This window comes from Citrobacter sp. 50677481, assembly GCF_001463265.1.
GTDB lineage: Bacteria > Pseudomonadota > Gammaproteobacteria > Enterobacterales > Enterobacteriaceae > Citrobacter_A > Citrobacter_A sedlakii.
Window position 1 is genome coordinate 437105 of sequence record NZ_LNHZ01000061.1, and the last position, 16125, is coordinate 453229.

At 44.0% G+C, this 16125-nt stretch carries 14 protein-coding genes and 1 tRNA gene; 4 read left to right on the forward strand and 11 right to left on the reverse strand.

Going from position 1 to position 16125, the window contains the following annotated elements; translation table 11 throughout:
- Positions 1-7: 7 nt before the first annotated feature.
- The 5 genes from APU02_RS18640 to APU02_RS18660 form a co-directional block, all read right to left on the reverse strand.
- The gene (locus APU02_RS18640) at positions 8-2005 is read right to left on the reverse strand and encodes a hypothetical protein (protein WP_060570887.1); all 1998 of its coding nucleotides are present in this window, start codon (positions 2003-2005) and stop codon (positions 8-10) included.
- Complete coding sequence (locus APU02_RS18645) at positions 2002-3543, reverse strand: site-specific integrase (RefSeq protein WP_060570888.1); 1542 nt, start codon at positions 3541-3543, stop codon at positions 2002-2004. The genes APU02_RS18640 and APU02_RS18645 overlap by 4 nt, the downstream gene beginning before the upstream one ends.
- Positions 3540-4742: a site-specific integrase gene (locus tag APU02_RS18650; protein ID WP_060570889.1), complete on the reverse strand. Its 1203-nt coding sequence runs from the start codon at positions 4740-4742 to the stop codon at positions 3540-3542. Before APU02_RS18650 ends, APU02_RS18645 begins: the two co-directional genes overlap by 4 nt.
- Before the next feature lie 337 nt (positions 4743-5079).
- Positions 5080-5388 (reverse strand): hypothetical protein, encoded by a 309-nt coding sequence (locus APU02_RS18655; protein ID WP_032422806.1) that lies wholly within the window; start codon positions 5386-5388, stop codon positions 5080-5082.
- Positions 5389-5403: 15 nt separating this feature from the next.
- A complete protein-coding gene (locus APU02_RS18660; protein ID WP_000401166.1) occupies positions 5404-5607 on the reverse strand; it encodes an AlpA family transcriptional regulator in 204 nt (67 codons plus the stop codon).
- Between the two features lie 423 nt (positions 5608-6030).
- Here APU02_RS18660 and APU02_RS18665 point away from each other — a divergent pair, with 423 nt between their 5' ends.
- Positions 6031-6456, forward strand: a complete 426-nt coding sequence (locus APU02_RS18665; protein WP_060570890.1) for a hypothetical protein — start codon at positions 6031-6033, stop codon at positions 6454-6456.
- Positions 6457-6701: 245 nt separating this feature from the next.
- On the opposite strand, the gene APU02_RS18670 is transcribed toward APU02_RS18665, so the two are convergent.
- The 3 genes from APU02_RS18670 to APU02_RS18680 all read right to left on the reverse strand — a co-directional run bounded on the left by APU02_RS18670 (position 6702) and on the right by APU02_RS18680 (position 9203).
- A complete protein-coding gene (locus tag APU02_RS18670; RefSeq protein ID WP_060570891.1) occupies positions 6702-7571 on the reverse strand; it encodes a DUF6387 family protein in 870 nt (289 codons plus the stop codon).
- A gap of 110 nt (positions 7572-7681) precedes the next feature.
- Entirely contained in the window at positions 7682-8929 is a 1248-nt protein-coding gene (locus APU02_RS18675) for an integrase arm-type DNA-binding domain-containing protein (RefSeq protein WP_060570892.1), read from the reverse strand.
- Between the two features lie 189 nt (positions 8930-9118).
- Positions 9119-9203, reverse strand: a tRNA-Leu gene (locus APU02_RS18680).
- 198 nt (positions 9204-9401) lie between these two features.
- On the opposite strand from APU02_RS18680, the gene APU02_RS18685 reads away from it, so the two are divergent.
- A complete protein-coding gene (locus APU02_RS18685; protein ID WP_060570893.1) occupies positions 9402-10421 on the forward strand; it encodes an NAD(P)-dependent alcohol dehydrogenase in 1020 nt (339 codons plus the stop codon).
- 135 nt (positions 10422-10556) lie between these two features.
- Complete coding sequence (locus APU02_RS18690; protein ID WP_060570894.1) at positions 10557-12059, forward strand: helicase HerA-like C-terminal domain-containing protein; 1503 nt, start codon at positions 10557-10559, stop codon at positions 12057-12059.
- A gap of 79 nt (positions 12060-12138) precedes the next feature.
- Here APU02_RS18690 and lptG read toward each other — a convergent pair whose 3' ends face one another.
- The 3 genes from lptG to ytgA all read right to left on the reverse strand — a co-directional run bounded on the left by lptG (position 12139) and on the right by ytgA (position 14434).
- Positions 12139-13221, reverse strand: coding sequence for an LPS export ABC transporter permease LptG (lptG, locus tag APU02_RS18695; RefSeq protein ID WP_042289381.1), 1083 nt, complete (start codon positions 13219-13221; stop codon positions 12139-12141).
- The gene (gene lptF, locus APU02_RS18700) at positions 13221-14321 is read right to left on the reverse strand and encodes an LPS export ABC transporter permease LptF (protein WP_060570895.1); all 1101 of its coding nucleotides are present in this window, start codon (positions 14319-14321) and stop codon (positions 13221-13223) included. Before lptF ends, lptG begins: the two co-directional genes overlap by 1 nt.
- A gap of 62 nt (positions 14322-14383) precedes the next feature.
- Positions 14384-14434, reverse strand: coding sequence for a protein YtgA (gene ytgA / locus APU02_RS27030; protein WP_211180521.1), 51 nt, complete (start codon positions 14432-14434; stop codon positions 14384-14386).
- 153 nt (positions 14435-14587) lie between these two features.
- Here ytgA and pepA point away from each other — a divergent pair, with 153 nt between their 5' ends.
- Positions 14588-16099 (forward strand): leucyl aminopeptidase, encoded by a 1512-nt coding sequence (gene pepA, locus APU02_RS18705; RefSeq protein ID WP_060570896.1) that lies wholly within the window; start codon positions 14588-14590, stop codon positions 16097-16099.
- The last annotated feature ends 26 nt before the right edge of the window (positions 16100-16125 follow it).

A 16125-nucleotide genomic window follows, 5' to 3' on the forward strand; every position in this document is an offset into this window, starting at 1 on the left:
AATGCCCTCACTTGTTTTTAACTTTGATTATATTATTTATTAAAATGCCCTTTTTTTGTTCTAATACACGCTGCATGTGTGTGAAACTTGATCCAGTGAGTCTAATTTTTGAACCTTCTGGAATATCTGGATCTTTCAAGATAGAGATCAAATCTTTCAATCTTTCGCGTGTCCTTTCTTGATAGTTAAACCATTTATCCGCACCAAGCTCTTCTTCTTGAATAGAGAGTTTGGCTTTAGTATAAAGTTTTTCAACTTGAATTAAACGTTGTTCAAGATTCTCCAGCTTATCATTTTCACCTTTAACACAAACTTGCTCATCACAATGTAAACAATCACGAAATTTTTCACATGGACTAATTAAGTAATCATGCACGCAATAACCAAATTCCGTAACGTGGACTGCACCATGATCTAATATGTCCAAGTCAGAGAACTCAGCCGGAAGGCTCGGAGCTAAATCTCTAACAGAGAATGCTGGAGCTATATTAACATAATTACTTATATTTAGAGCGCGAGACTTTTCAAACATCTCTTCTTCTGTCGTGTGGTTGTAAACATGATTTTGTGAAGCGATCGCTCGGCCAGACCATTTAGCGATATCCAATTGACTCATATTTCCACGCTGTGCAATCGTGTTAAGAAGATGTCTAGCTTGATGTGTTCTAATGCGAAGAGGTTTACCATTAGCATCCATATAACCATGCCTTTCAAGAATCCCCGGTGTATTTTTTGTTCCTTTTAGGACTCTACAGAAAAATTCGGTATTTGATCTATATGGTTTATAAATCACCGTCTGATTGTGCTCTTCCAATTGGTATTTATTAATCAAACATAAAGCCTCGCTATACTTAATTTTCTTTTTTTTATCATATACAGGGAAGCATTCTGGTAGTTGAGAAAGAACAAACTGACATAAATAGTTTAAGGTAAAAGTATGACTATGTGTGCATGGTTTAAGGTTTAGTTCGGCTAGTCTTGCTCTAGCTTTACCTTCTGTTCGTATAGAAGGATAACCTAATGCCTGGAATACCTCGACGAGTGTTAGTGGCTCGTCCCATCCTTTATCAGGGCATTCAGGATGTCTGAAGAAGCTGTCGTGTTCACTTTCAGCCCATAAACTAAAATCGCGGGCGTTTTTAGATATTTTTCTGAGTCTTTCTATAGCCTTCTTCGCTACTGGAACCATAACTGTAGGTATCCATTTGATATCGCCACCATAACCTTTATTTGAGAAAAATCTCAGACCGTAACGATTAACTCCATTTCTATCTTTCTCTTCAATCTCACAATCTTCTGGAAGAGCCAGGATCTCTGAAATCCTGCTGGGAGCACACATAAGCAATGCGAAAACTGATGACAGATAGGCATCTCGGTCGCTAAGTTGGTTGTCAGGCAGCGAGAATATTTCAGCCATAGCATTCAGAGAAGCTTGATTTGGCAATTTTTTTCTTCTTTCATTTTTTGACTTCTCATCAACCTTTCTAGTTTCTGGAAATTTAACTGAACTAACCCACTTAATAACACCACAATTTAAAAAAGCTCGATTATTAAGAAAATCAATCATTCTCTCAAGCTCCTTGTTTAAAGCATAATTCCTGAATTCCTTATAGTTTTTACCTATTTCAGATGAACATTCATCCAATAGGATTAAATTAATAGCATTAATATTTGCTTTGCCTGTCCTATTTAATAACACATATTCAACTATAGATAAAACCTTCAACATCTTATCTAAAGTTGCTCTATGCCTTCTTCCTACAACAGTATATTGATAGGTAATATAACTTTTAGCAAAATCAATCAATTCATTATTAAGTGGTTCATTTAGAACTTTATTATGTTTTCTAAAAATTGCTTTTATCGGCCAAGAATTAGATTCCCATTCAAAGTCATAAGTCTTTTTATGAATATCTTTGCAATATTCAATAAATGAATCTATTTTTTTTAATGCATTAATTTCTCTATTCGATTTAAATGATTTCACTTTTGTTTCTGCATTCATTTAATCAATCTCCCATTTTTAATTTCCTCACATTTTTTTATAACCTCTTCGACAGCTAAAATAGTTCTATCAAGAGACTCTGCAACTCTTGAATCTTTAGTAAAATCGAGGACTTTCCTCCTTTCCTCTACCAGTTTGATGTAAATAAGATCATGTCTTGCATCCAGCCAAGGACGAAAGCTTATACAGGTATAACAAGGGACTGGTACGTTAGCTGAGCATGATGAACATTGATTACATTGACCTGCATCATCACCATCTAAATCTCGTATCCTACGAGATGCATGTATGTCATCATCTATGTGTTCGATAACTTCCCCTTGAAATATTTTAGAGTATTGAAACAATTCTTCCCCTACAGTTTGGTCTATCTTATATGCATAATCAGCATTGTTCTGGATATAAACCCCCGCATGTTGTGGGCTTGTATGATCCAACAACTCACTGATAACTTCCGCTCCCGCACCTTCTCTTGCGGCTCTTGTTCCTAACGTGTATCTAAATCGTCTTGGGCTAGCATGTAGAGGTTTTGCTGTTCTCTCAGAGATAACAGTTTCTTCTGCAAGAATTTTTCGTACCAATCTTGCAATTTTCAATGTATTAAAATGTATTTTATCTGATGTGAAAATGTCATCTTTTTCATTGTTATCTAACATATACCTAATTCTAAGCGTAGAAACGAATAATGGAACTAATTCTTTCTCATCATTATTTAGCACTCTGTTTAAATATTTAGACACAATTTCTATGGAGTCTTGAGCTTGTTTCTGAAGTAAGTCGTATAAATTACCTGTTATTCTGAACGTTCTAAAAAGCTCTCTAAAATCATTTCTTTGTTTTATTCTTGGTATTTTTAATAAATATGAAATCTCACCTTTACTATTTTTAGCCTTTATAATGTCAGATACTTTCATTTGTGTTATCTGTAGAGTTCTTCGTCCTGTATGACTTACAAGTAAAGCCATCGTGTAATCAGATAAAGAAATACTCCCTCTTTCATATGCTCTTAAAGCTGCCTCATTAAATCCTTGAAGTTCTGCATCTGTTAATGGACCCTGTATAGGATCTTTTCTTTTGATAACATCCCCAGCTTTTCTGATATCAGAAAAATTACCCCATGAAAGAATAAAGTCGTATAATTTTTTATCAACACCAGGGTATCCTAACTCATACCATGTTTTAAAAAAACTTTTAAGATATGTTCCGTAGTTTTTCTTGTTTTGATTCTTATTTTGAAATGCTATCAAATCCTGTTCTTTAATTTTCTCTGAGTAGTCCATAAAAATAAAAAAATATTTTAAGATGTAGCTACATAACATCGCAGTTGAAGGGCTGTTATATTGAGCATAATGAGCTAAAGTTTTTAAAAAACCTTCTCGTAAATTATTATTTATTTTACTCGTTATTTTATAAACACGAATTTTATTATTAACATCAATAGACCAAACATCATCATATAGATTAAAGCTATAACCTTCTGTTTTAGCCTGCACTAATAATAATTGGTATTCAATATGTTCCTTAGCTATTTTGCTCATCTCAAACCTCCTTTTTTTAATTGATCATTTTGCAATGATAATGCTACTATCCCTGCTTTTTCTCTAATGAACCTTTCATTATATATACTCGAAGTTTTAGACTTTTCACTCCATCCCATATTGTAGGATCTTATTTTTTCTTGTTCTATTTCACCAACGTCGCCAGAAGCATCCATAGCTTTAGAAAAATTATTATTCCATGCATGTCTTAGCTGATGTCCGGCAAAATCACTGAGTTCTAATGATGTTTTTTTAATCTCACTAATGATGTTGTTATATCCACTCTTAGAGATTGGCTGACCTTGTGTTGGCCCTGATTTATGAGTAACAAATAGATAGCTATGTCTTCTGGCTTTCTTAAACTTACGTCTTTCATTTAGCATATAGTTGCGAATCTCTTTAAGTAAAACATCTGAAAGTTCTATTTTCCTTTCTAATGTTTTAACTAAAGGTTGCCTTCTTCGAGGATCAGATTTCTCATCAGCCCTTCTACGAATATATATACTACCATCATGAAAATCGATATCTGTGATTTGCAGGTTAAGTAGCTCTCCACATCTGATACCTAATGTATAAAGTATGAGTATCATCAATCTGTTTCTAACCTGAACATCAGTGATGAACGGATTAATGTCTGAATTAATTTGAATTGTTCTTAATAATAAATCAATCTGCTCTTCATTTAGACCTTTATCTTCTACTGAAAGAGCATTTCTTTTTTTCACTACTGGCCTTCTCTTTTCAATCTGCTTAATAAAAACGCTTATTCTCTCTTGGTTTACATCTAAATCCATCAAAAGAATCTGACATAACCACTCAAGATAATTAGCTATAGATGTTAATCTAAAGTATTTAGTAGCTGGTCTAACTGACATATTACAATATCTACTTTTACTGCGAAGTCTTTTTGTATTTATTGTGGTGAAATCCCTCAAGGCATCAATTTCGTTAATAGATAAAAATGATTGAGAAAGAATTCTATCTACAAGATCTATCCCCATATCTGATAGGAAATTATACAGCATGGAAATACTTGCTCCAACCAATTCTATGGTCGATATAGACTTTCCACAATTTCTATATTCATTAATAAGATATATATTAGGATAATGAAGAGGTACTCCGGTAGTTTTATCCAATACAACACAGAATCTTTCTCCACTATCCATTAAAAATAAATGTGTCCCTATTTTCTTCATTTCTTCACCTCTAATATTTAAATATTAATTTTACAAAATAAGTATAGCTGTATCATATGACATATTATCATATAAAAAAATTTACTATTCTTTTCAAATAAAAAACAACCTTCATTCCAATTAAGACGCACTCTAAAGAGGAGAATAACTTACTTTTTGTTATCAGTGGTACATAATGAGCATTGTATACACCTGATAGTAATTGCCCCCTCTCAATCTATTATAAATAAAGCACATTAATATTATTTGTAAAGTCTTTAGTAAAAAATAAGTGCATTATTTAGGTGAATATTTACTTTTTTTCAAACAGCACTAAACTTTTTACATTCAATTTATATCAAACAGGTATTCCCGACTTATAATATATAATAGTTCTTGCTAGGGCCTCTACTTCATCTCTTGATTGGATAAGCTTAAACCAAAAATCAAAAACGGAAATTTGGTCAAGCATGTCCAGCTCGTTAATTTCATCCAACACTCCTTGCATTTCGGCAACAAAGAAGTAGCTTAACCATTCAATATATTTCTTATTCTCTTCTGTTAGTTCAATCTCTTCAACATAGCCCATATAAAAAACATCCTCAAAGATACCATCACTGATAATACCTTCATAATTTTCAAATTGTGCAAAGTCATTAATATTCATATTTCCACTCCCTATTCAGGCAACATTATTTCTGGTCGCTTCAATAACAGACTGTATCCAGTCCTCAACTTCACTCTCGACAAAGGCAACAGCACGCAATCCAATCTTCACTGGCTGAGGAAAACGCCCATCACTGATGAGACGATAAATCCATGCTTTACAAAAACCAGTTTTCTTCATGACTTCAGGTAAACGAATAAGACGAGTTTGATGTTCCATATGTATACCCTCTGTTATTTCAATAGGTTCACAATACACATGGTTTTCAAATGATTGAAGCGAGATTCCGATCAGCAGAGCCATCCTTAGCTCAAAATCATGAGTCTCTGGAGATTCATATCACTCGGAGTCTGAGAGTTTCATAACATCCGAAACCCTCACATCAATAGGCTACAGGTAGAAAACAGTTCTTTCATTCACCTAAATTTTCACAAGATCGAAAGCCTTTACTCACTAGATTTGAGCTTAGAGAAGATAACTATCTGTTTAATTGCGTATTAAGGTAGCCTCTAATTAGGTATTTTTCATCAATAAGCAGTTAGCTTGAAAAATTTACTTTTATAATAAAAACCTTCTAAATTCTATTGCATAATAGCTTTTATATGTTATTTTATTATAACAATAATTCTTAAGGACCCAAAAATGATTAATATTAAAGGGAACATTGACCACATTAGAGTGTATTATTATAGTAATGAGCATCTTTTCAGAAATGAATTAATTAAACTTGGTAGTTATGAATTTTATGATAAATACCTATGTAATCTAACACCAAGAGAACATCTTGATTTCTTACAATTTCTAATTGATGATATAAGTGAACGAACAACGATAATACCAGATGAAACAACCTCTTTAATTAGTTATATGCTTGGCAAAGAAATTTTAACAAAACAGGAAGATAATTCATTTGCTATATCTGAAAATATATTCACAGAAAACTATCAAGATCTGGCAAAAAAATTCATTACATTAAATAACATACACACTGCTAAAAGAGAAAAAAATATAATCGAATCCAAAATTCATAACAAAAAAATTCTAAACAAAACTAAAAAGAGGCTATAGAATAGCCTCTTTACTATCAGATTTTTCCTGACATTACATCAATTATGTGCTGTATATAGTGTCTAATCTGGCATTCTTCATTTCTTCCAAAAATGGGAAACGTTTTTCTTTTATATTATAGAACAATCATATTCTGGAAATAATTGTCATATCTCGCATAATCGATACCGCATTTTAAATAATAATAAACATCTATTTTCAGAAAGCTCTATCTTAAAATATATTTATCAACCATTGCAATATAATCAATCAGTGTCTGACAGTTTCATAACATCCGAAACCCTCATTTCTTTAACATGCTGATTTTTATTAATAAAAAAGTTAAATTGTCTTAAGAAATCAATTTCTACAGTTTTCATTGCAAAAGGCCGATCAGCATCTCTTATATGATATCCTTGACGAATCGCCTTATCATCATCTTCATCCGTGTATAGTAATCGAGATAGTCTGTCGTCAGACAGAAGTACTTTTTTTCGTTCTGACCATGCGAGCAAATCAAGCATAGGGATAATTCGATAACTAATTAATTTTTTTATTGCCCCATAACCAAATCTGACTGCATCAAGTGGTGCAGGTTTAACGCCTTTTACTTTTCGCCATTGTGGTAATGATACTCGCAGGGCCTCAGCTATCTCATCATCGCTTCCACCCGCAAGATCGATTTCTAACATAATTGTAGTAGGAAACTGTTCAGGGATTTTTTCGGAAATATATTCATTTTCAATAGTGGAATCTATTTTATATTGCTCTGTATTTGCTCTTATGAATAAAGCCTTTCTCATACAAGCAAAACTGATATTTGCTATTCGATCAACTGTAGTAATAAAAAAGTATGGAGGTTGATATAATTTATTTTCGGCATCCATATAACTTAAGTGCTTCTCTTTGATAAGAAAAGGATCACCATCCAATATCTGCATATAATTTTTCATTACCGTTTTCTGCATTCCTTCTTCTATTACTGGTTTGAAGAAATACGTTCTCGCCCATATTTCATGGTAAAGCATATTAATAGAAATGTTTTCAAACTCTCGATATTTGTCCAAATCAAACCACGTTTTCACTGCTTTGGTGTCTTCTGATGTCCAACTATTCATTTTTACCCAAGATTTCATTAATGCCACTCCGTTGTAAAAAGTATTACTTCGTAATAGCACATAAATCGCAAAAAAAAAATGGCGTCTCAATTGGTTATTGAATACGCCATTTTATTTATAATAATCAGTTAGTTATCAAAATCAAAAGGTGCAATTCTTTTCTTAGTTGTTTCATCAAGATAATCAGCCCACCACTGCAACATAAGCCTTCTCTCATCGAGGTGTTCTGCTTTATGAATGTAGGCCGCACGAACGGAGTTTCGCTCTTGGTGGCTCATCTGCCGTTCAACAGCATCCCTTGACCATTTTCCCGATTCGATTAAGGCACTACAAGCCATCGCTCTGAATCCATGCCCACATACCTCAACGGTTGTGTCATAACCCATCGACCTTAGTGCCTTGTTCACTGTGTTCTCGCTCATAGGTTTTCTGAAATCATGATCGCCAATGAATACAAGGTCGCATTCACCGCTGATTTCTCTGATGGCTTTTAGAAGTTCTAAGGCCTGACGACTTAACGGCACGAGGTGTGGGGTCTTCATTTTTGAGCCTCGATGAGAATGTTTGACCCCTGGCAATGGCTCGCGTTCTCCAGGGATAGTCCACATCGCATTTTCAAAGTCGATCTCCGACCATCTTGCGAATCGGAGTTCACTGGAACGGATAAAAATGAGCAATGTCAGCTTCACAGCTAATTTAGTAAGTTTCCTACCTTTAAAGCTTTCAATGCGCTCTAAAAGCTCTGAGAACCTATCAAATGGTAAGGCTGGTCTGTGGGTTCGTTTCGCAACTGTAATTGCCCCAGACATATCTTGTGCTGGATTGTAGTCAATTAAGCCATTCTGTACGGCATATCGCATGATTGCTGTGGTTCGTTGTTGCAGACGAGCAGCTACTTCTAGTCGTCCAGAAGCTTCAACGGCCTTGATAGGGGCGATAAGATCTCTGGTATTAAGCTCGGATATTTTTCTTTTACCAATAGCCGTAAAGAGACCATCTTCCATGCTTTTTAGAACTCTTTCGCTGTGAGAATCTGACCATTTCCTTTTACAGGCAGTATGCCAGTCCCTTGCAACAGCTTCGAATGTCAGGGCTTCGCTTTGCTCAATCTTATCTGCTTTTTTCTTTTCAGAAGGATCGATACCATCAGATACCAACTTTTTGGCTTCATCTCGCTTCCTGCGGGCTTCACCAAGAGAGACCATTGGATAAACACCCAATGCTAAAACTTTCTGTTTGCCCCCGAAACGGTATTGGAGTCGCCAGTACTTTGAACCATTGGGGTTGATCAGCAGGTGCATACCCTGCCCATCTGTGAGTTTGAAAGGTTTATCGGAGGGCTTTGTTGTTCGAACTTTGATATCAGTGAGTGCCATCAGTTGATACCTCCGTTGTTGGTATCAAAATCAATCGAACCGAAGATACCACCAGTTATACCATCATTTGTTGGTATATGTGTATAGAAGTGAGTAGACGTAGACAGACTCAGAAAAGCCAAGAACCTGCTTAACTTACTGTTTTTATGGACTAAAGTAGACGTTAGTAGACTTGAGAAAAGCTTTGTATGGTGCCGAAGGCCGGACTCGAACCGGCACGTATTTCTACGGTTGATTTTGAATCAACTGCGTCTACCGATTTCGCCACTTCGGCACTGAAGAGGTATGCGGAAAACGTTGTGGATTATACCTGTCGCTCGCAACCATGCAAGCAGTAGCATCTGCCTTGTTCACTAAGTGTTGAAAAAATCAGCATACCTTCCCCTCCTGATGCCATTATCCCCCCTTCTGCGAAGCATCGCGGTTTTCCATGCTCTACACTTCCAGTTCAACACCACACGAGGGAAACACGATGTCGATGATAAAAAGCTATGCCGCGAAAGAAGCGGGCAGCGAACTTGAACTCTTTGAATATGATGCGGGTGAACTCAAGGCAGAAGATGTCGAGGTACAGGTGGATTACTGCGGTATCTGCCATTCCGATTTGTCGATGATCGATAACGAGTGGGGTATGTCGAGCTACCCGCTGGTGGCGGGACATGAGGTGATTGGTCGCGTGGCGGCCCTCGGCAGCGCGGCGCAGGATAAAGGGCTGAAGGTCGGTCAGCGCGTTGGCATTGGCTGGACAGCGCGCAGCTGCGGGCATTGCGACGCCTGTATCAGCGGTAACCAGGTCAATTGTCTGGAAGGCGCCGTCCCTACCATTTTGAATCGCGGCGGCTTTGCCGAGAAAATTCGCGCAGACTGGCAATGGGTGATTCCGCTGCCGGACAGCATTGATATTGAATCCGCAGGCCCACTGTTGTGCGGCGGCATCACGGTATTTAAACCGCTGCTGATGCACCACATTACTGCCACCAGCCGTGTTGGGGTAATCGGTATTGGCGGGCTCGGGCATATCGCCATCAAGCTCCTGCATGCGATGGGTTGCGAAGTGACCGCGTTTAGCTCCAATCCGGCGAAAAAGCAGGAAGTATTGGCAATGGGTGCCGATAGCGTGGTGAACAACCGCGATCCCGAAGCGCTGAAAGCACTGGCTGGACAGTTCGATCTGATCATCAACACCGTCAACGTCGATCTCGACTGGCAACCGTATTTTGAAGCGCTGGCCCACGGCGGCAACTTCCACACCGTCGGTGCGGTGCTGAAGCCGCTGCCTGTCCCGGCGTTTACCCTGATTGCTGGCGATCGCAGCATCTCCGGCTCGGCAACAGGTACGCCTTTTGAACTGCGTAAGCTAATGAAGTTCGCCGGTCGCAGCAAGGTTGCGCCCACCACCGAACTGTTCCCCATGTCGCAAATCAACGAGGCTATCCAGCACGTTCGTGAAGGCAAAGCCCGTTATCGCGTGGTGCTTAAAGCCGACTTTTAATCGCTTCTACCGGGCGGCATTCGCTACCCGGTCCTCTCGCCCTCTTTGGAACCCTCCTCGCAATCTGTTGAATAAAGCGGTGAAGAGTGCCGCACGGTTGCCTATACTCGACGCAGGATAAACGGAGGAAATCTCATGAGCGCACCCTTGTTAATTGCCCGCACGCCGGACACCGAACTGTTTTTACTGCCTGGTATGGCGAACCGTCACGGCCTGATTACCGGGGCGACAGGGACAGGGAAAACCGTCACGCTGCAAAAGCTCGCCGAGTCGCTATCCGGCATCGGCGTACCGGTATTTATGGCGGATGTTAAAGGCGATCTCACCGGGGTGGCTCAGGAAGGACAAGCCTCCGAGAAGTTGCTTGCCAGACTGCAAAACATCGGCGTCAGCGACTGGCAGCCGCATAATAACCCGGTGGTGCTGTGGGATATCTTTGGCGAGAAGGGACATCCGGTACGCGCCACGATCTCGGACCTCGGACCGCTACTACTGGCGCGCCTGCTGAATCTCAATGAGGTGCAGTCCGGCGTGCTGAACATCATCTTTCGCATTCCCGACGATCAGGGATTCTTACTGCTCGATTTTAAAGACCTGCGGGCGATTACCCAGTATATCGGCGATAACGCGAAATCCTTCCAGAATCAGTATGGCAATATCAGCAGCGCTTCCATCGGCGCGATCCAGCGCGGCCTGTTGACTTTAGAACAACAGGGGGCGAACCATTTCTTCGGCGAGCCGATGCTCGACATCAAAGACTGGATGCGCACCGATGCCAGCGGTAAAGGGATCATCAATATCCTTAGCGCCGAAAAACTCTACCAGATGCCGAAACTCTATGCCGCCAGCCTGCTGTGGATGCTCTCTGAGCTTTACGAGCAACTGCCGGAGGCGGGCGATCTGGAAAAACCGAAGCTGGTGTTCTTTTTCGACGAAGCGCATTTGCTGTTCAACGATGCGCCAGAGGTGCTGCTGGATAAAATCGAACAGGTGATCCGCCTCATCCGTTCGAAGGGCGTTGGCGTCTGGTTCGTCTCACAGAATCCCGCTGATATCCCGGATAACGTGCTCGGTCAACTGGGCAATCGTGTCCAGCACGCCCTGCGGGCCTTTACGCCGAAAGATCAAAAAGCGGTGAAAACCGCCGCGCAAACCATGCGCGCCAATCCAGCGTTCGACACGGAAAAAGCCATTCAGGAACTGGGCACCGGCGAAGCGCTGATCTCCTTCCTGGATGCCAAAGGTAGTCCATCGGTGGTGGAGCGGGCAATGGTGATTGCCCCCTGCTCGCGTATGGGGCCAGTCACTGACGACGAGCGCAACGGGTTGATAAACCACTCTTCACTCTATGGAAAATATGAAGAAGAACGGGATCGCGAATCGGCGTTTGAGTTGCTGCAAAAGGGTGTTCAGGCCGCGACTGAAGAGCAAAACGCGCCTGCAGCGAAAGGCAAAGAAGTAGCGGTTGACGATGGTATCCTGGGCGGGTTGAAGGATATTTTGTTTGGCAGCACCGGTCCGCGCGGCGGCAAGCGCGACGGCGTGGTACAAAGCGTAGCGAAAAGCGCAGCGCGACAGGTTACCAATCAGATCATTCGCGGGATGCTGGGAAGCCTGTTGGGCGGCAGAAAGCGTTAGCCTGACGGACACTGAACGCTGCACCCATTGTGCCCGGCAAGCGTAGCGCCACCGGGCAATCACAAGGATAAAACCGCGGTTACGACTTGCGCATCATCAGCCACAGGCTTATCAAGAAGAACGAAGCGCTCGGCAACAGCGCGCCGACAACCGGCGGTATACCGTAAACCAGCGTCAACGGGCCGAAGATCTGGTCCAGCACATAAAAGACGAAACCAAAGCTGATGCCGGTGACCACACGCACGCCCATCGGTACGCTACGCAGTGGACCGAAGATAAACGACAGGGCCATCAGCATCATTACCGCCACGGACAACGGCTGGAAGATTTTGCTCCACATATTGAGCTGGTAGCGTCCGGCGTCCTGGCCGCTCGACTTCAGATACTTCACGTAGTTGTGCAGGCCGCTAATGGAAAGCGCATCCGGGTCCAGCGCCACCACACCCAGTTTGTCCGGCGTGAGGTTGGTTTTCCATATACCGCTCACCGTCTGAGAGCCAGTAATCTGTTTAGGATCCTGCAGGTTCGACTCGTCCACCTGCGACAGACGCCAGACCTTCTCGTCCGGGTCGAACGTCGCGGAGGCCGCGTAGCGAACAGACTGCAAACGGCGCTGATCGTTAAAGGCGTAAATACTGATGCCGCCTAACTCTTCTTCACCTTTTACCCGTTCGATATAAACAAAACTGTTGCCGTCTTTCGCCCATAGCCCCTGCTGGGTGGAAAGCAGCGAACCGCCGTACATCGCCTGCGCACGGTAATTACGCGCCATCTGTTCACCCTGCGGCGCGACCCATTCGCCGATAGCCATGGTCAGCAGCACCAGCGGAATCGCGGTTTTCATGACGGAAAGCGCGACCTGCATCCGGGTGAAGCCGGAGGCCTGCATCACCACCAGTTCGCTGCGCTGGGCCAGCATGCCGAGGCCCAGCAGCGCGCCAAGCAGCGCGGCCATCGGGAAGAAGATCTGGACATCTTTCGGCACGCTGAGCAGGGTATACATCCCGGCGCCCAGCGCATCGTAGTTCCCCTGCCCGGCCTTTTTCAGCTGGTCGACGAACTTGATGATGCCAGAGAGCGACACCAGCATGAACAGCGTCATCATGATGGTGGTAAAAATGGTTTTACCGATATAGCGGTCAAGGACACCAAATGGCTGCATCACACCGCTCCTTTACGTGAAAAACGGGCGCGCAGTCGGCGCACCGGCACGGTATCCCACAGGTTCAGGCCAATGGCTAACGCCAGATACAACAGGTTGACCAACCACATCCAGATAGCCGGATCCAGCTTGCCTTTACCGCCGTTGGATTTCAGCGAGGTCTGGATCAGGAAGAACATCAGGTACAGCAACATCGCCGGTAACATCGAGAGCACACGTCCCTGGCGCGGGTTTACCACGCTCAGCGGCACAACCATCAACGCCATCATAAATACTGTGAATACTAATGTGATACGCCAGTGCAGCTCGGCACGGGCGCGATCGGTGTCGGTCGTCCACAGCGTGCGCATGTCCATCTGGTCGGTATCGTTCGGATCCAGCGCAACCGCCTGATGACCGATAATCGCCCGATAATCCTGGAAGTCAGTAATACGGAAATCGCGCAATAGCGCGGTGCCTTCGAAGCGGGTGCCTTTATTCAGCGTGACCACCTGGGAGCCGTCGCGCAGTTGGGTCAAGTGTCCGGAATCTGCCACGACCACGGATGGACGCGCGTTGCCTTTCGGGCGAATTTGCGCCAGGAACACATCCTTAAAGTCGCTGCCGTCGACGCTTTCGATAAACAGCACCGAGCTGCCATTAGTCGCCTGCTGGAATTGACCCTGCGCCAGCGCGGCCATACCCGGGTTGGCTTTGGCTTCCGCCAGCACTTCGTCCTGATGTTTTGACGACCACGGTCCCGCCCACATGACGTTGACCGCGGCGATGATCCCGGTGAACAGCGCCAGTATCATGGCGGCTTTGACCAGCACCGCCTTGCTCAGACCACAGGCGTGCATGACCGTAATTTCGCTTTCGGTATAGAGTTTGCCCAGCGTCATCAAAAGCCCGAGGAACAGGCTGAGGGGCAGGATGAGCTGCGCCATTTCAGGTACGCCAAGCCCCAGAAGCGAGAGCACCAGATTTGCCGGAATGTCACCGTCAACCGCCGCGCCGAGGATCCTCACCAGCTTCTGACAGAAAAAGATCAGAAGCAGGATAAAGAGAATCGCCAGTTGGCTCTTGAGCGTCTCCCGCACCAGATATCTTATGATTATCACTTTAAATACGCCCGTAAAAACTCGTCTTTTGCAGGAATTTAGCTTGTTTCATGGCTTATCCGTCATTTATTCTCTTGAGTCGTCGAAATCGTCGCTAAAATTATTATACTCAGCGGATTCGCCGCTCAGAACGCGTTCTGACGTGCCAATGCCGTAATAACGTTAAGATTAACACGAAGTCACCGCAACAGCGGACATGAGTTACGAAAGCTTGCAATTCTAACCGCAGGTGCCGCCGTTGTCTTTAAGATTCAGGAGCGTAGTGCATGGAGTTTAGTGTAAAAAGCGGTAGCCCGGAGAAACAGCGGAGTGCCTGCATCGTCGTGGGCGTCTTTGAACCACGCCGCCTTTCTCCGATTGCAGAACAGCTCGATAAAATCAGCGACGGGTACATCAGTGCCCTGCTGCGCCGTGGCGAACTGGAAGGAAAACCGGGGCAGACGTTGTTACTGCACCATGTTCCAAACGTTCTGTCCGAGCGTATCCTCCTCATCGGTTGTGGCAAAGAGCGCGAGCTGGATGAACGTCAGTATAAGCAGGTTATTCAGAAAACGATAAATACCCTGAATGATACCGGCTCAATGGAAGCCGTCTGCTTCCTGACAGAACTGCACGTCAAAGGCCGCAACAATTACTGGAAAGTGCGTCAGGCGGTGGAAACCGCGAAAGAGACCCTTTACAGCTTCGATCAACTGAAGACCACCAAAAGCGAGCCGCGTCGCCCGTTACGTAAAATGGTCTTTAACGTCCCGACCCGCCGCGAACTGACCAGCGGCGAGCGCGCCATTCAACACGGTCTGGCAATCGCCGCCGGGATCAAAGCGGCGAAAGACCTCGGCAATATGCCGCCGAATATCTGTAACGCCGCCTACCTGGCGTCACAAGCGCGCCAGTTGGCTGACAGTTACAGCAAAAACGTTGTAACCCGTGTCATTGGCGAACAGCAGATGCGCGAACTGGGGATGTGCGCCTATCTCGCGGTCGGACACGGCTCCCAGAACGAATCGCTGATGTCGGTCATTGAATACAAAGGCAGTCCGGACGAAGACGCGCGCCCGATTGTGCTGGTTGGGAAAGGCTTGACCTTTGACTCCGGCGGTATCTCCATCAAACCAGCCGAAGGCATGGATGAGATGAAGTACGACATGTGCGGCGCAGCGGCGGTTTACGGCGTAATGCGTATGGTCGCTGAACTGCAACTGCCGATTAACGTCATTGGCGTGCTGGCGGGATGTGAAAACATGCCGGGCGGTCGCGCCTATCGTCCGGGCGACGTGCTGACCACCATGTCCGGTCAGACCGTTGAAGTGCTGAACACCGACGCCGAAGGCCGTCTGGTGCTCTGTGACGTGTTAACCTACGTTGAGCGTTTTGAGCCGGAAGCGGTCATTGACGTCGCGACCCTGACCGGCGCCTGCGTGATTGCGCTGGGCCACCACATCACTGGACTGATGTCGAACCATAATCCGCTGGCGCACGAGCTTATCGGCGCGTCCGAGCAAGCGGGCGATCGCGCATGGCGTCTGCCGCTGGGTGACGAGTTCCAGGAGCAACTGGAGTCTAACTTTGCCGATATGGCGAACATTGGCGGACGTCCGGGTGGGGCGATTACCGCGGGCTGCTTCCTGTCGCGCTTTACCCGTAAGTACAACTGGGCGCACCTGGATATCGCCGGTACGGCCTGGCGCTCCGGAAAAGCAAAAGGCGCAACCGGTCGTCCGGTAGCACTGCTGTCGCAGTTCCTGCTGAACCGTGCGGGTTTTAACGGCGACGAGTAATTGTCGTCTGTTGCCCGGTGGCGCTA

Bases quoted from the DNA above. Each gene is read 5' to 3' on its own strand.
- APU02_RS18640 (WP_060570887.1), bottom strand. From the start codon at position 2,005: ATGAATGCAGAAACAAAAGTGAAATCATTTAAATCGAATAGAGAAATT.
- APU02_RS18645 (WP_060570888.1), bottom strand. From the start codon at position 3,543: ATGAGCAAAATAGCTAAGGAACATATTGAATACCAATTATTATTAGTG.
- APU02_RS18650 (WP_060570889.1), bottom strand. From the start codon at position 4,742: ATGAAGAAAATAGGGACACATTTATTTTTAATGGATAGTGGAGAAAGA.
- APU02_RS18655 (WP_032422806.1), bottom strand. From the start codon at position 5,388: ATGAATATTAATGACTTTGCACAATTTGAAAATTATGAAGGTATTATC.
- APU02_RS18660 (WP_000401166.1), bottom strand. From the start codon at position 5,607: ATGGAACATCAAACTCGTCTTATTCGTTTACCTGAAGTCATGAAGAAA.
- APU02_RS18665 (WP_060570890.1), top strand. From the start codon at position 6,031: ATGATTAATATTAAAGGGAACATTGACCACATTAGAGTGTATTATTAT.
- APU02_RS18670 (WP_060570891.1), bottom strand. From the start codon at position 7,571: ATGAAATCTTGGGTAAAAATGAATAGTTGGACATCAGAAGACACCAAA.
- APU02_RS18675 (WP_060570892.1), bottom strand. From the start codon at position 8,929: ATGGCACTCACTGATATCAAAGTTCGAACAACAAAGCCCTCCGATAAA.
- APU02_RS18685 (WP_060570893.1), top strand. From the start codon at position 9,402: ATGTCGATGATAAAAAGCTATGCCGCGAAAGAAGCGGGCAGCGAACTT.
- APU02_RS18690 (WP_060570894.1), top strand. From the start codon at position 10,557: ATGAGCGCACCCTTGTTAATTGCCCGCACGCCGGACACCGAACTGTTT.
- lptG (WP_042289381.1), bottom strand. From the start codon at position 13,221: ATGCAGCCATTTGGTGTCCTTGACCGCTATATCGGTAAAACCATTTTT.
- pepA (WP_060570896.1), top strand. From the start codon at position 14,588: ATGGAGTTTAGTGTAAAAAGCGGTAGCCCGGAGAAACAGCGGAGTGCC.